Here is a 13,827-nt window from a genome sequence, read left to right as displayed (position 1 = left end):
TAATTGTTAACTTATTTTAATTACAAAACATTAAAACCTAAATACTTAGAAAACAACTTTAACTTTTCACTAAAACATCTTATCCTGAATGTTAAAAAAAGCTCCAATAATGCTTATTTTACCGGAAAAACAATAGAAAACAAGACGCATCTTTAAACTATTGGCAGTCTTAGCATTATATAATCTTTTTTATAACATATTTTATAAGACACGATTGGTGATAAATTTCTTTTTGATCCTAACTATTTGCTTTATTAAAAATAAATTAGGCGTATTATTTTTATCAATTTTGAATTAAAACCAATGACTAAATGGCATGTGCACTTCTTTAACACCCTATTAATATATAACCACAACTTATCTTTTAAAGACTAGAGTTTATATATTTGATAAAAGTATTTTATGAAAACAATTTTTGCAATCTTATGTTTTACATTTCTTTTAATAGCAATTCCATCAAAAGCTCAAAAGAATGAGGGTTTTTTGACAACTTTTGAATCTTCAAAAGGTATGCAAACAGGAACCTATCAAAAAACCATCGATTTCTATCTGACATTAGAAAAGAAATTCCCTGAAATAACGGTTGTTGAAATGGGATTAACAGATAGCGGAATTCCATTGCATGTCGTGATTTTTGATTCCGAAACGACAAATTCTTCTAAAACGAAAGAAAGGTTTTCAAAAAATGGTAAAAACCTATTGCTAATCAACAATGGAATCCATCCCGGGGAACCTGACGGAATAGACGCCACGATGCTACTATTCCGAGATTTTGCGAAAAAGAAAATTCCACTACCTAAGAACACCATTATCGCCACAATCCCAGTCTACAATATAGGAGGAGCATTAAACCGAAACAGTACAAGCAGAACCAATCAAAACGGTCCCGAATCATACGGCTTCCGTGGAAATGCCAGAAACTATGATTTAAACCGTGACTTTATAAAAAGTGACACGAGAAATGCGCGAGCTTTCGCTGAAATATTTCATTGGTTAAATCCAGATCTTTTTATCGACAATCACGTAAGCAACGGTGCCGATTATCAATATATACTGACACACCTATTTACGCAGCACAATAAATTGGGGAACGAAATAGGCGATTATCTTCAGAATTCTTTTATGTCACAATTTGAAAACTCCTTACATCAAAAAAATTGGGACATTACTCCTTATGTTAATGTATTCAATCAAGTACCTGAAGTAGGTTTTTCACAATTTATGGACTCACCGCGCTATTCTACAGGTTATACTTCATTGTTCAACACTTTGGGAATGATGGTAGAAACACATATGCTAAAACCTTACAAGGAAAGGGTTGAAGGAACTTATGAGCTGATGAAAAGCTTTATCGATATCGCTGAAAAAGATGCGAAGAAGATTAAAAATTTGCGTGAAAATTCATTTCAAAAATACAAAGCAGGAAGCTACTACCCTATTTCTTGGGAAGTGGATTCATCTAAGACAACAACACTTTCATTTAAGGGTTATGAAGGAGAAATGATTCCGAGCAAAGTTACCGGTGGTGAACGTTTGAAATATTTTAGAGATAAACCTTATACCAAAGACATTACCTATTACGATTATTTTAAAGCGAATGATTCTATTAAAATCCCTACAGCCTATATTATTCCCAAAGGCTACTGGAATGTTATGGATCTATTAAGATTAAACAAAATAGAATTTTCCGAATTTGAAAACGACTCAACTGTTTCCGCGGAGGTTTATCATATAAAAGATTTTGAAACGGTAAAGAGCGCTTATGAAGGCCATTATTTACACTTTAAAACCAAAGTTACTGAAAGCAAAGAAAAGGTTTCAGTAAGAAAAGGGGATGTTTTGGTAAAGACTCAACAGTTTGGGGTTAGATACATTTTGGAAACCTTAGAGCCGGCAGCCAAAGATTCGTTTTTTAATTGGAATTTCTTTGACGCTATTCTTCAGCAAAAAGAAGGATTTTCACCTTACGTCTGGGAGGATATGGCGGAAAAGTTTTTAGACAACAATCCCGAAATCAAGAAAGCCTTTGAGGCTAAAAAAGTAAAGGATCCTGGATTTGCAAAGAACTGGTATGCCCAATTAGCTTGGATTCATAAAAAGTCGCCAAACTATGAAAAATCACACCTCAGATATCCGATCATTCGGGTGGGTGGTTAGATATTCCTTTGGAAAGAGCAGTTTTATGTTTTCATAGGAATCTTGCAAAGCCTTTTGTGATTTTTCGAAATCCTTCCACTTTACCTTTTTAATTCCTTCTTCAGCCTCGGGAACCAGCGGTCCGTCATAATCACTGTACATTTCGTACCAATAGGTTATTTTGAGTCGGAATTTGTTGTTGCGGGTAAAAACGTGATATGTCGTTTTTATAAATTCACGGATTTCAAGGTCTTTTATCCCCGTTTCTTCAACAACCTCACGGATTGCGGCTACTTCGTGGGTTTCGCCTTTTTCAATCTTTCCTTTGGGAAGATCCCATTTCTTGTTTCTTCTAATAAAAAGAATTTCCTTTTTACTGTTATAAACCAAGCCTCCGGCAGCTTCCACAACTTTTATTTTTTTCCGTAGAAAACGCTCCAACTTCTCAGCATTCTTGTGATAAAGGTTCACATAGAGGAGCTCACCGTTGTTTATTTTTTTTACCAACTTTTTAAAACGCGCTTGCTTTAAAGGGATGGTAGTGTAATGCTCACCAATATTTTTTTCTGTTGAAAGAATAATGGGGATATCTTTTACAAAAACTTTATACATTTGCAGTATGATATTAAACAAAGATACGGCACAAAAAACCGCTGCATTGCTATTGCAAATTAATGCAATAAAATTGCAACCGCAAAACCCTTTTACATGGGCTTCTGGATGGAAGTCTCCAATTTATTGTGACAATCGCGTTACATTATCCTATCCAACCATTCGAAATTACATTCGTGAGAACCTAGCAAAGCAAATTGAGGAACTCTACGGAAAGCCCGAAATGATTGCCGGTGTGGCCACTGGAGCCATAGGAATTGGTGTTCTAGTAGCAGAATACTTGAACGTTCCTTTTTGTTATGTCCGCCCTGAAGCAAAAGGTCACGGACGACAAAATAAAATTGAAGGACATTTGGAACCAAACACGAACGTAATAGTTGTTGAAGACCTTATTAGTACTGGAAAAAGCAGCTTAATGGCTGTAGAAGCCTTAAAAGAGGCTAATGCAAACGTAAAGGGAATGGTGGCCATTTTTAGCTATGGGTTTAATATTGCTGAAGAGAATTTTAAAAATGCCAATGTTACTTTGAATACTTTGAGCAATTATGAAATGTTGTTGCACGAAGCCGAAAACTCAAAATATATAAATGCCAAAGAAGCAGTTTTACTGGGAGAGTGGAGAGAAAACCCTGAAACCTGGGGACAATAAAGTATTCAGTTGGCAGTGGCAGTGAGCAGTAGCTTGAAAAAAAATAAAAAGTATGTCAAGAAAAATTCATCTCAGCATCATTGCTTTAGTTATAAGTACAATATCATTTTCGCAAATAACGCAGCCTTGCACAATCTATCTCAAATCTGGTGAAGTTATAACTGATATGCGAGGGACTTATAATACCAAGTACTTCAAATATTACAAAAAAGTGGGTGACAGATATAACAAAGTCAAAATAGAACTAATTGATTCTGTGACTTTGATTGAAAAATCTGGGAGTACTAAGCGCCTCCGCTTTTTACCTGTACAAGACGAGAAAAAACTTCAAGTTGTTGAACAGATAGTTTTAGGCAAATTAGAACTATATAGAAAGATGATATCCGGATCTACTTACAGTCCAAGTTATTATAATTATTATATTCGACAAAAAGATCAAGAAAAACTAACAATCGTCGGGAGTGAAAATATGATTAACAATAAAAAGAAATCGGTATTATATTCTTTTTTACAAGATTGTCCTGCATTAATTACAAGGATTGATAATGATGAATTTAACAGAATTCGTGATTTAAGTTCTATTATTTCCATATATAACATTACTTGTGGACTCCGTAAGAATTAAAAATTAATTGTTGAAAAAATAACCAATAGCAATAAAGAATAAAAAATAGGATAAATGAATTTAAATAGCAAAAAAGTAACAGTTCAAAAATCAGCTTCAGATCTTTGTGATTACTTGACCGACGTAAAGAATTTTGAAGGTTTAATGCCAGAAAATATTAGCAAATTTGAGGTGATAAGAGAAAACGCCTTTGTCTTTGCTCTAAAAGGAATGCCTGAGATTGCATTGGAAGTAAAAGAAGTAGAAAAACCAAACAAGATAGTTTTAGGCGCAATAAGCGATAAACTTCCGTTTACATTAACGGGAAATATTGAAGATGTTTCTGAAAACACTTCCAATGTTCAATTATTCTTTGATGGTCAGTTTAACAGCATGATGGCCATGATGATAAAGGGACCCATCTCAAAATTCATAGAAACCCTTGCATCAAACTTGGAGCAGGTTTAAATTTTAAAAACCCCAGCCCTAAAGGGTGCCAATAAATTTTGTTGTGTTTTGTTCCTCCCCTTTAGGGGTAGGGGGTAAATCCCATGCTCAATATATCATTTTCACTTCCTTCAATTGAAATTTCCGCAAGGGATTACTTTCGGTTTCTACCAAAAGTTCACCTATATCAGAAACACCTTTAATAATTCCGTTGCAACGCAAACCTTCGGGAGTCTCAAAAACAGAAATAGCTCCTTTTTGAAATAAACTATTTTCATATTCTTCTTTTAGCCGCAAAAAGTTACTTTGATTAAGATTTGTTAATCTTTTAAATACTTTTTCTAAAATTTCCTGAAGCACCTCTTCCAAAGTAAAATCTTTCCCGGTTTCCAATTTTAAGGAGCTAGCGTTTGGCAAATTGGGGAAGACGGTTTCGTTTACATTAAAGCCAATTCCAATGACACAATACTTTAAAAAACTGCCTTCCAATAGGTTTTCAATCAAAATACCGCCAATTTTACTTTTGGCTGACAATATGTCGTTTGGCCATTTTATTGAAACAGCAGGAGTATTTAAAGCTTTTAAAGCATCCAAAATACCCAATGAAGTAGCCATCGATACCATGAATTGATCTTCAATAGGAAACCTCTCGAATATCTTAAACATACTGAATGTTAAGCTTTGACCCTCTCTGGAGAGCCACATGTTACCCATTTGACCGCGACCAGAAACCTGATGCTTTGTTATCACGACGGTTTCGTCTGGCAACTGGGTTTCTTTAGCCAACTTTTTCAGGTAGGTATTGGTAGAATCGATGGCACTAAGTTTGATTAAGTTCAAAATGATAATTAAGTTTAGTATTACATTTTTAAAGGCTTTCAAGAAACAAAAAAGTAATAACTTTGCGAAATAGAAAAAGAAATTTATTTAATGCATAAAGAACAAGCAGAAACAGATCAACTTATTACTCAAATAATACGAGGAATTGAAGATGTAAAAGGGCAAGATATCGAAATTCTTGACCTAAGAGAAATAGAAAATACCGTTTGCGACTATTTTATAATCTGTAATGGTACCTCAAACACTCAAGTGAACGCAATTGTTAATTCCGTTCAAAAATCCGTTAGTAAAACTTTAAAGGAAAAACCTTGGCACGTTGAAGGTAGCGACAATGCCGAATGGATACTTATGGACTACGTCCACGTAGTTGTACACGTTTTCCAAAAGCACATTCGCGAGTTTTATGACATTGAAGGACTTTGGGGCGATGCCAAGTCGGTTAAAATAGAAACAACAAACTAAAAAGAAAACTGCCTTATGGCCGAAGAAAATAAAAATAAGAAGAAAGACTCAAAGAAGCCTAAGGCTAATTATTATTGGATTTATATTGCCATTGCGCTTATATTTTTGGGAATAAACATCTTTGGCGGTGGTAGCTGGTCTCAACCAGAAAAGACCACACAATCCCAATTTGAAACATTTTTAAAAGATGGCGACGTTAAAAAAGTGGATGTAATTAATAAAAAGATTGCAAAAGTTTATTTAACGGACGAAGCAAAAAAGAAAGAAGTTCATTCCAAAGAAAAGAATGTACCCTCGTTTTTGGAGCCAAGTGCCAATGATCCCGATTATCAATTTGAATTTGGAGATCTTCAAATTTTCCAAAAAGATTTTCAGGATATAAAGTCTGAAAACGGTTTAACAGCAACTTTGAATTTCCAGACCGACTCCAACGTTTGGGGTGATATACTCATGAGTATTCTTCCCTTCGCTATTATAATTGGGATATGGATATTTATTATGCGAAGAATGTCTTCAGGCGCCGGTGGTGGTGCAGGTGGACAACTGTTTAACATTGGTAAGTCTAAAGCGAAACTTTTTGACGAAAAAACCGATGTAAAAACTTCGTTTAAAGATGTTGCTGGCTTGGAAGGTGCAAAAGAAGAAGTTCAGGAAATTGTTGATTTCTTAAAAAACCCGGAAAAATACACCTCCCTCGGAGGAAAAATTCCGAAAGGTGCATTACTTGTTGGACCTCCAGGAACTGGAAAAACCCTCTTGGCAAAAGCCGTTGCCGGGGAAGCTCAAGTTCCATTTTTCTCCCTTTCAGGTTCCGATTTTGTGGAGATGTTTGTTGGTGTTGGTGCATCACGTGTTCGTGACTTGTTTAAGCAGGCCAAAGACAAATCGCCAGCGATTATTTTTATTGATGAAATTGACGCCATTGGCCGTGCCCGTGGAAAAAATAACATGTCTGGAAGCAATGACGAGCGTGAAAACACATTAAACCAGTTGTTGACCGAAATGGATGGCTTTGGAACAAATACCAATGTTATTGTAGTGGCCGCAACAAACCGCGCCGATGTTTTAGACAAAGCGCTCATGCGTGCCGGTCGTTTTGACAGACAGATCTATGTTGATCTTCCAGATGTTCGTGAGCGAAAAGAGATATTTGAAGTTCACTTGCGTCCCATTAAAAAGGACGAAAATTTAGATACAGACTTCCTTTCAAAGCAAACCCCAGGTTTCTCTGGAGCTGATATTGCGAATGTGTGTAATGAAGCTGCCCTAATCGCTGCCAGAAATGGCAAGAAATCTGTAGGCAAGCAAGATTTCCTTGATGCTGTTGACAGAATTGTTGGCGGACTTGAAAAGAAAAACAAAATAATGACCATGGACGAAAAGCGCGCCATTGCTTACCACGAAGCTGGTCACGCAACCGTGAGCTGGATGTTGGAGCATGCCGCACCATTGGTAAAAGTAACTATTGTTCCTCGTGGACAATCTTTAGGTGCCGCCTGGTATTTGCCTGAAGAAAGATTGATTATTCATCCAGAACAAATGCTAGATGAAATGTGCGCAGCCCTTGGTGGTCGCGCCGCAGAAAAGGTAATCTTTGACCGTATTTCTACAGGAGCCTTAAGCGACCTTGAAAAAGTAACCAAGCAGGCCCGTGCTATGGTCACAATTTACGGATTGAATGAAAAAGTTGGTAACCTTACTTATTACGATAGCAGCGGTCAATCAGAATATAACTTCTCTAAGCCTTATAGTGAAAAGACGGCTGAGCTTATTGATCAAGAAATTTCAGCCCTTATTGAAGGTCAATACCAACGTGCATTAGCGCTGCTGGAAGAGAACAAGGATAAATTGACCGAGCTGGCTAATGTTTTACTTGAAAAGGAAGTGATTTTCAAAGACAACCTTGAAAAGATTTTTGGAGAACGTCCTTTCAAAATTCCAGAAGAAGCTACAAGACCGGCAACTACTTAAAATTGTCGGTTTTAAGAGCTATTCCGTAACTTTGTTTTTTTGATAACATAACTTCATTATAGATTTTATATATTTGAAGTTCATGTACTTATAAACTCCTCAATTCGTTATAAATGAGTCTATTCAAAAGACTTTTAAATCCTAATTACAAAGCGGAAGAAAAGGCTAAAAGAGCTGACACTTCCGATACAAGTAGCTATTTCCCTGAGGAAAAACTTCCGATAGACGAAAAATTCACCTATAATTTTAAAAATAATGGTGGAAAGTTCATTTATTGCGAAAACTGGGACGAGATTATTGAGGCATTTGATAATATCATGCTAGAAAATGATTGGTATGAGCAGGATGTATTTTGCGTTAACGAGAAGCTTAGCAAAAGGTTTGAAGGCTTTAACCTCAATTTCGTAAGGAATCCTGAGTCAACATTCTTTCTGTCCACGTGTGAAGCGCTTGTATCCAACAATGGCTCTATACTACTTTCCTCAAACCAAGTAAAAGAAAAAAAATTAAAGGAACTACCTTCAAATTTCATCATTTTTGCTACTACCAGTCAGATGGTAGATACAATAAGCGAAGGCTTACGCACCATAAAAAACCAGAGCACGGGTTACATTCCAAGTAACATTACTACCATTCAAAACTTTGAAATTGAAAAAGAAAAGAATTTTATGAGTTATGGAAGTAGCTCAAAAAACCTATATTTGCTGCTTTTAGAAGACTTATAATATAATATGAAGGAAATTCTCATACGGACCCTCTCGGGCGTATTATACATTTCGATCATCATCTTTGCTATGTTCACCTCGCGTGAATGGTTTATGGGTCTTTTTTTTGTACTCGCTGTAATCACCTTAAGTGAATATTTAAAACTAGTACACCTCACCAGTTACCTCGCATACTTTCTCCTAGCCGCAGGCTTTTATTTTTTGAGTTATAATATATTCGATATAAATTCGGTATATCTTCTTCTGATCATGAGCACCTTTGTAAATCTATTTTTACTTAAAGATGTTTTATGGGTGAGCAAAATACCCATGTTCGAAAAGAAAAAATATATTACAGTGGTTTTTTACATCATAAGCGGTTTCGTGTTTTTAACCCTTATCCCGATGATTGGTGGAGAATTTATACCTGAGTTGATTGTGGCTGTCTTCATTTTGGTATGGAGCAACGATACCTTTGCCTTTTTAATAGGTAAAAATTTTGGTAAGCATAAACTATTGGAGCGCATTTCGCCCAATAAGACCATTGAAGGTTTTGTTGGAGGTATATTAGGCGCATTATTCGCAGGATTTGTTATCTTTAATCTATTAGAAAACTATAGGCCCATGGATGCTGAAACGTATCCATTATGGATTTGGATAGTGATGGCGATCATCGTTTCTGTTTTTGGAACGATTGGAGATTTAATACAATCTAAGTTTAAAAGACAAGCTGGAGTTAAGGACAGCGGGATTATTATGCCGGGCCATGGTGGCTTGTATGACAGGTTGGATAGTATTATTTACTCCAGTCCTTTTGTTTATGCATTTTTATTAATTGTTGACAATGTTTCATAAAGAAGGATTCAAAATTATTGTTATAGCGCTAGCTATTGTTATCGGGCTCAGCCTTTTGGCAAATGTGTTTATTGAAAACCCAACCTTTCGTGGCGGAGTTATTATTGCACTAATAATTCTCTTGCTATTGGTTTTACAGTTTTTTAGAAACCCCAAAAGAAATTTCTTGGTGCACCCAGAGCAAGTACTATCCTCAGTTGATGGGAAAGTTGTTGTTATTGAGGAAGTTTTTGAAAAAGAATATTTTAAGGATAAACGACTGCAGGTTTCTGTTTTTATGAGTCCAATAAATGTTCACATTACCAGATATCCTGTTGGCGGAAAGGTAATTTACAGTAAGTATCATCCTGGGAAATATTTAGTAGCGTGGCACCCAAAATCTTCCGAAGAGAATGAACGTACCACCGTTGTTGTTAAAAACAGCGCCTTTGGAGATGTTTTGTTTCGTCAAATTGCAGGCGCGATGGCCAAGCGAATTGTAAACTACGCTGAAGTGGGCCAAGAGGTAGATCAAGCCTCAGATAGTGGTTTTATTAAATTTGGATCACGTGTGGATATCTATCTACCTTTAAATGCAAAAATAAAGGTTGAATTAAACCAAAAAGTTAAAGGAGGAATCTCAATAATTGCTGAAAAATAATGACTTCTGAAGAGTTAGATATAGCCTTTAAAACCGCTGTAAAAAGTATTAACGACCATAAAGAACCCTTTCCGGCAGATGTTTTGTTGCGATTGTACGCTTATTATAAACGCGCAACAAATGAAGCCCATACACCAAGCGGAAGAAAACCCCATATCTCTGCCTTTAAGACCAACGCGCTTTTCCAAACACGTGGTCTATCAAGTGATGAAGCGAAAGAACGCTACATTGAGGCAGTAAACCAATATTTTTTATACAGGAAATAAACTAGGCTTGTTGCGCCTTGTTGAATTTTATTTCGTACTCTTCAATAGCCTCACCTATTTTCGAAACATTTTCTGAAGCTCTTTCGTGTGCTGCTTCCATCGCCTTTTCTAATTCCTTGTCAGGATTTTGAAAGAGATCTGTAATTACGTGATTTATTTTGTCAAGAATGCTCTCTTGACTGTTTTTGATATCTTCCAGTTTGTGCAGCATTGCCTGCATTTCGTTATATTTTGCTTGGTCCATAATTGTTTTGTTTTATTTTTGAACAAGATACAGACAAAAGTTTCCTAGCCTTAGAACATTAACCTTGATTTAGATTAAATTAAGAGTTTTTAACGGCTTTTGAATAGAAAAGACCCGTCTGGTTTTCCTTTCTTCATTATTTCGCGCGTCACGAAATTTTACTAATAGGATGAAAAACCGGACAGGTCTATAAAGTAATTGCTATATTTATTTTAGACCACTGAGACTCATCTTTAAAGTTTCAATCTTAGATAGCGCATCTGCTTCTTTTTGTTTTTCCAAAGCCACAACCTGCTCCGGAGCGCCACTTACAAAACGTTCATTCTTCAATTTTCCTTGAACGCTTCTTAAAAATCCTTCCGTATATTTTAGCTCTTCGGAAAGTTTTGCTATTTCTTCTTCCACGTTTATGGCACCAGCAATTGGCACGAAGTATTCGTTACTTTTTACGCGAAAAGTAAGAGCTCCATCGATTTTTTCTGAAATATAATTCAATTCTGAAATGTTGCCGAGTTTTGTGATTACTGCGTCAAATTCTTTGGACGCATTATCGTTATTCAAAACCGACAGCGCAATGCTATCCTTGAATGAAATATTTTTTTCCTTGCGAATGGTTCGTATTCCCGAGATTACTTCCGAAGCAAATTCAAAATCCTTTATAATCTTATTGTCAAATGATTCTGCTTTTGGCCATTTTGAAATTATCAAGGCTTCGGAAATATCACGTTGGGTGATATGCTGCCATATTTCTTCAGAAATAAATGGCACAAAAGGATGCAATATCTTTAGATTGTCTTCTAAAACCGAAATTACCTCCAAATATGTTTTCTCTGAGATTTTCTCCCCAAAAGGAGGTTTTACCATTTCCAGCAACCATGAGCAGAAATCGTCCCAAACCAACTTATACGTTGACATCAAAGCATCACTAATTCGGTATTTACTATAATGATCTTCAATTTCAGCAAGGGTTTTTTGGAATTTATTCTTGTACCACTGAAGGGAGATGATATCACTTTGGGATTGCTCCTTTTCCAAGCAAACCTCCCAACCATCTATCAATCTGTATGCATTCCATATCTTGTTTACAAAGCCACTACCCTGCTTGCAGAGATCTTCCTCAAACATTAAATCGTTTCCGGCAGGGGAGCTAAGAAGCATCCCAACCCGTACTCCATCCGCACCATAGGTTTCCATTAATCCAATTGGATCTGGAGAATTCCCCAAAGACTTGCTCATCTTTCTACGCTGTTTGTCACGCACGATACCCGTTAAATAAACATTCGTAAAAGGTTTTTCATTTCTATATTCATAACCGGCGATTATCATTCGTGCCACCCAGAAAAATAATATTTCGGGAGCGGTTACAAGGTCGTTGGTTGGATAGTAATAATTTATTTCTTTGTTGTCAGGCTCCAAGATCCCGTTAAAAACACTTATCGGCCAAAGCCAAGACGAAAACCAGGTGTCTAAAGCATCAGGATCCTGTGTTAAGTCAATAGTTTGTAATTTGTAGTTTGTAGTTTTTTCTTGTGCCAGTTTTAAGGCTTCTTCTATAGTTTCAGCAACTACAAAGTCTTCCTTGCCATCACCATAGAAGTATGCAGGAATTTGTTGTCCCCACCAAAGTTGGCGAGATATATTCCAGTCACGAACGTTTTCCATCCAATGACGGTAGGTGTTTATAAATTTCTCAGGAACCAGATGCACCTCTTTTTCGAGTACGGCATCTAAAGCAGGTTGCGCCAATTCCTTCATTTTTAGAAACCATTGATCGCTAAGCTTTGGTTCTATAACAGCACCTGTTCTTTCACTAGTACCAACCTTGTGCATATGGGTTTCAATTTTTGAAACCACGCCCATTTCTTCAAGTTCCTTTACAATTTCCTTACGGACCGCGAAACGATCTTTCCCTTCATAATGAAGACCGAAACTGTTTAAAGTTCCATTATCATTCAGAATATCCACTATTTCGAGATTGTGCTTATCACCTAGCATTTTATCGTTCTCGTCGTGCGCAGGAGTTACTTTTAAACAACCCGTTCCAAATTCAACATCTACATATTCATCTTCAATAATTGGAATTACTCGATTGCAAACAGGAACGATTGCTTTTTTACCGCGAAGATGTGCAAAGCGCTCATCATTTGGATTGATGCAGATAGCTGTATCGCCCAAAATGGTTTCTGGACGTGTGGTGGCGATAGTCAAAGTGTCATCACTACCTTCAATTTTATAGTTTAAATAGTATAGATTACCCTGTTTTTCTGCGTAAATAACTTCTTCATCAGAAAGGGTAGTTTTTGCTGCAGGATCCCAGTTTACCATTCGGTAGCCACGATAAATGTTGCCTTTGTTATAAAGATCAACAAAAACCTTTATTACGGATGTTGACATTTCTTCATCCATGGTAAACTTGGTTCGCTCCCAATCACAGGAAGCACCCAGTTTTTTAAGTTGTTCTAAGATAATTCCACCGTGTTTATGGGTCCATTCCCAAGCGTGCTCCAAAAACTCTTCTCTGGAAAGATTGGCTTTGTCAATTCCATCGGCTTTCAGTTTTGCAACCACTTTAGCTTCTGTAGCGATAGAAGCATGATCTGTTCCTGGCACCCAACAGGCGTTAAAACCTTTTAGCCGCGCACGGCGAATCAATACGTCCTGCAAGGTATTATTGAGCATATGCCCCATATGGAGCACTCCTGTAACGTTTGGTGGTGGAATTACTATGGTGTACGGCGTTCTTTCATCGACTTCAGAATGAAAATAACGGTTCTCCATCCAGTAGCTATACCACTTGTTTTCAATCTGTTTCGCATTATATTTTGCTTCTAAAGCCATACTTTGGTCTGGTATTTGAGATATAAGCTGTAAAAGTAAATATATCTGAAGGATAATAAAAGTGAATCAGTTATTTTGCAGATTCTTTAAAGTTCTATAATTTAGCAAAAACTAAAAATCATGAAAAAACTAGCTCTTATGGCTCTCGTTGCCTTTATCGGTTTTACCGCCCAAGCGCAACAAGCAAAAATCAGTTTTAATGCAGATACCGTAGATTACGGCACTATAGCAAAAAATAGTGACGGAGTTCGGGTATTTGAATTCACTAATACTGGCGATGCCCCACTTATTATAAGTGATGTAAAATCCAGTTGTGGATGTACAGTGCCAAAAAAACCTGATGGGCCTATCGCTCCAGGCGCAAGTAGCACGATTGAAGTTAAGTATGACACAAACCGTGTTGGTCCAATAAGAAAAACCATCACCGTTTATTCTAATGCCAACGAACCCATGGTGGCTTTAAAAATTAAAGGAGAAGTAAAAGAGGCTTCTAGTGTTTTGGAAAAACTCTAAGCAATAATACTTCTTAAAAAAGTAATCCGGTTTAAGCGTCTAGCTT

The 13,827-nt window shown here is 36.6% G+C and carries 15 protein-coding genes; 11 read left to right on the top strand and 4 right to left on the bottom strand.

Translation table 11 applies throughout. The features are described from left to right. Positions 1-402: 402 nt before the first annotated feature. Positions 403-2,157: a M14 family metallopeptidase gene (locus G440_RS0106750; RefSeq protein WP_026450610.1), complete on the top strand. Its 1,755-nt coding sequence runs from the start codon at positions 403-405 to the stop codon at positions 2,155-2,157. Here G440_RS0106750 and G440_RS0106745 read toward each other — a convergent pair. After that, on the bottom strand, positions 2,119-2,748 hold the full coding sequence (locus G440_RS0106745; protein ID WP_026450609.1) for an NUDIX hydrolase: 630 nt from the start codon (positions 2,746-2,748) through the stop codon (positions 2,119-2,121). The two genes, G440_RS0106750 and G440_RS0106745, sit on opposite strands and share 39 nt — an antisense overlap. Before the next feature lie 7 nt (positions 2,749-2,755). Between G440_RS0106745 and pyrE the strand changes: the two genes are divergently transcribed. The 3 genes from pyrE to G440_RS0106730 are packed head-to-tail and all read left to right on the top strand — an operon-like array spanning position 2,756 to position 4,469. Further along, complete coding sequence (gene pyrE, locus G440_RS0106740) at positions 2,756-3,397, top strand: orotate phosphoribosyltransferase (RefSeq protein WP_026450608.1); 642 nt, start codon at positions 2,756-2,758, stop codon at positions 3,395-3,397. Positions 3,398-3,449: 52 nt separating this feature from the next. After that, positions 3,450-4,022, top strand: a complete 573-nt coding sequence (locus G440_RS0106735; RefSeq protein ID WP_026450607.1) for a hypothetical protein — start codon at positions 3,450-3,452, stop codon at positions 4,020-4,022. A 54-nt stretch (positions 4,023-4,076) separates the two neighbouring features. Next, positions 4,077-4,469: a hypothetical protein gene (locus G440_RS0106730; RefSeq protein WP_026450606.1), complete on the top strand. Its 393-nt coding sequence runs from the start codon at positions 4,077-4,079 to the stop codon at positions 4,467-4,469. An 87-nt stretch (positions 4,470-4,556) separates the two neighbouring features. Here the strand turns inward: G440_RS0106730 and G440_RS0106725 are convergent, their stop codons facing one another. Continuing rightward, a complete protein-coding gene (locus G440_RS0106725) occupies positions 4,557-5,288 on the bottom strand; it encodes a biotin--[acetyl-CoA-carboxylase] ligase (RefSeq protein WP_026450605.1) in 732 nt (243 codons plus the stop codon). A 90-nt stretch (positions 5,289-5,378) separates the two neighbouring features. Between G440_RS0106725 and rsfS the strand changes: the two genes are divergently transcribed. The 6 genes from rsfS to G440_RS0106695 all read left to right on the top strand — a co-directional run bounded on the left by rsfS (position 5,379) and on the right by G440_RS0106695 (position 10,186). Beyond that, positions 5,379-5,750 carry a ribosome silencing factor gene (gene rsfS, locus G440_RS0106720; protein ID WP_026450604.1) on the top strand — a complete coding sequence of 124 codons (372 nt, stop codon included), beginning with the start codon at positions 5,379-5,381 and terminating at the stop codon, positions 5,748-5,750. A 15-nt stretch (positions 5,751-5,765) separates the two neighbouring features. After that, on the top strand, positions 5,766-7,721 hold the full coding sequence (gene ftsH, locus G440_RS0106715; RefSeq protein WP_026450603.1) for an ATP-dependent zinc metalloprotease FtsH: 1,956 nt from the start codon (positions 5,766-5,768) through the stop codon (positions 7,719-7,721). A 113-nt stretch (positions 7,722-7,834) separates the two neighbouring features. Then, positions 7,835-8,446: an LUD domain-containing protein gene (locus G440_RS0106710; RefSeq protein WP_026450602.1), complete on the top strand. Its 612-nt coding sequence runs from the start codon at positions 7,835-7,837 to the stop codon at positions 8,444-8,446. Between the two features lie 6 nt (positions 8,447-8,452). After that, positions 8,453-9,280, top strand: a complete 828-nt coding sequence (locus G440_RS0106705; protein WP_026450601.1) for a phosphatidate cytidylyltransferase — start codon at positions 8,453-8,455, stop codon at positions 9,278-9,280. Then, positions 9,270-9,920 carry a phosphatidylserine decarboxylase family protein gene (locus tag G440_RS0106700; RefSeq protein ID WP_026450600.1) on the top strand — a complete coding sequence of 217 codons (651 nt, stop codon included), beginning with the start codon at positions 9,270-9,272 and terminating at the stop codon, positions 9,918-9,920. Before G440_RS0106705 ends, G440_RS0106700 begins: the two co-directional genes overlap by 11 nt. Next, positions 9,920-10,186, top strand: coding sequence for an acyl-CoA-binding protein (locus G440_RS0106695; protein WP_026450599.1), 267 nt, complete (start codon positions 9,920-9,922; stop codon positions 10,184-10,186). Before G440_RS0106700 ends, G440_RS0106695 begins: the two co-directional genes overlap by 1 nt. Before the next feature lies 1 nt (position 10,187). On the opposite strand, the gene G440_RS0106690 is transcribed toward G440_RS0106695, so the two are convergent. Together G440_RS0106690 and G440_RS0106685 are read right to left on the bottom strand one after the other, a co-directional pair. Next, the gene (locus tag G440_RS0106690) at positions 10,188-10,430 is read right to left on the bottom strand and encodes a hypothetical protein (RefSeq protein ID WP_026450598.1); all 243 of its coding nucleotides are present in this window, start codon (positions 10,428-10,430) and stop codon (positions 10,188-10,190) included. 207 nt (positions 10,431-10,637) lie between these two features. Next, positions 10,638-13,268, bottom strand: coding sequence for a valine--tRNA ligase (locus tag G440_RS0106685; RefSeq protein WP_026450597.1), 2,631 nt, complete (start codon positions 13,266-13,268; stop codon positions 10,638-10,640). A gap of 120 nt (positions 13,269-13,388) precedes the next feature. On the opposite strand from G440_RS0106685, the gene G440_RS0106680 reads away from it, so the two are divergent. After that, a complete protein-coding gene (locus G440_RS0106680) occupies positions 13,389-13,781 on the top strand; it encodes a DUF1573 domain-containing protein (protein WP_026450596.1) in 393 nt (130 codons plus the stop codon). Positions 13,782-13,827 lie beyond the last annotated feature (46 nt).

The sequence above is a fragment of the Aequorivita capsosiphonis DSM 23843 genome, assembly GCF_000429125.1.
In the GTDB taxonomy this organism is placed as follows: Bacteria; Bacteroidota; Bacteroidia; order Flavobacteriales; family Flavobacteriaceae; genus Aequorivita; species Aequorivita capsosiphonis.
The sequence above is the reverse complement of the archived record's forward strand: the minus strand, read 5'-3'. Positions and strand labels throughout refer to the sequence as shown.

Bases quoted from the DNA above. Each gene is read 5' to 3' on its own strand.
- ftsH (WP_026450603.1), top strand. From the start codon at position 5,766: ATGGCCGAAGAAAATAAAAATAAGAAGAAAGACTCAAAGAAGCCTAAG.
- G440_RS0106730 (WP_026450606.1), top strand. From the start codon at position 4,077: ATGAATTTAAATAGCAAAAAAGTAACAGTTCAAAAATCAGCTTCAGAT.
- G440_RS0106690 (WP_026450598.1), bottom strand. From the start codon at position 10,430: ATGGACCAAGCAAAATATAACGAAATGCAGGCAATGCTGCACAAACTG.
- G440_RS0106735 (WP_026450607.1), top strand. From the start codon at position 3,450: ATGTCAAGAAAAATTCATCTCAGCATCATTGCTTTAGTTATAAGTACA.
- G440_RS0106685 (WP_026450597.1), bottom strand. From the start codon at position 13,268: ATGGCTTTAGAAGCAAAATATAATGCGAAACAGATTGAAAACAAGTGG.
- pyrE (WP_026450608.1), top strand. From the start codon at position 2,756: ATGATATTAAACAAAGATACGGCACAAAAAACCGCTGCATTGCTATTG.
- G440_RS0106680 (WP_026450596.1), top strand. From the start codon at position 13,389: ATGAAAAAACTAGCTCTTATGGCTCTCGTTGCCTTTATCGGTTTTACC.
- rsfS (WP_026450604.1), top strand. From the start codon at position 5,379: ATGCATAAAGAACAAGCAGAAACAGATCAACTTATTACTCAAATAATA.
- G440_RS0106750 (WP_026450610.1), top strand. From the start codon at position 403: ATGAAAACAATTTTTGCAATCTTATGTTTTACATTTCTTTTAATAGCA.
- G440_RS0106745 (WP_026450609.1), bottom strand. From the start codon at position 2,748: ATGTATAAAGTTTTTGTAAAAGATATCCCCATTATTCTTTCAACAGAA.
- G440_RS0106700 (WP_026450600.1), top strand. From the start codon at position 9,270: ATGTTTCATAAAGAAGGATTCAAAATTATTGTTATAGCGCTAGCTATT.
- G440_RS0106710 (WP_026450602.1), top strand. From the start codon at position 7,835: ATGAGTCTATTCAAAAGACTTTTAAATCCTAATTACAAAGCGGAAGAA.
- G440_RS0106705 (WP_026450601.1), top strand. From the start codon at position 8,453: ATGAAGGAAATTCTCATACGGACCCTCTCGGGCGTATTATACATTTCG.
- G440_RS0106695 (WP_026450599.1), top strand. From the start codon at position 9,920: ATGACTTCTGAAGAGTTAGATATAGCCTTTAAAACCGCTGTAAAAAGT.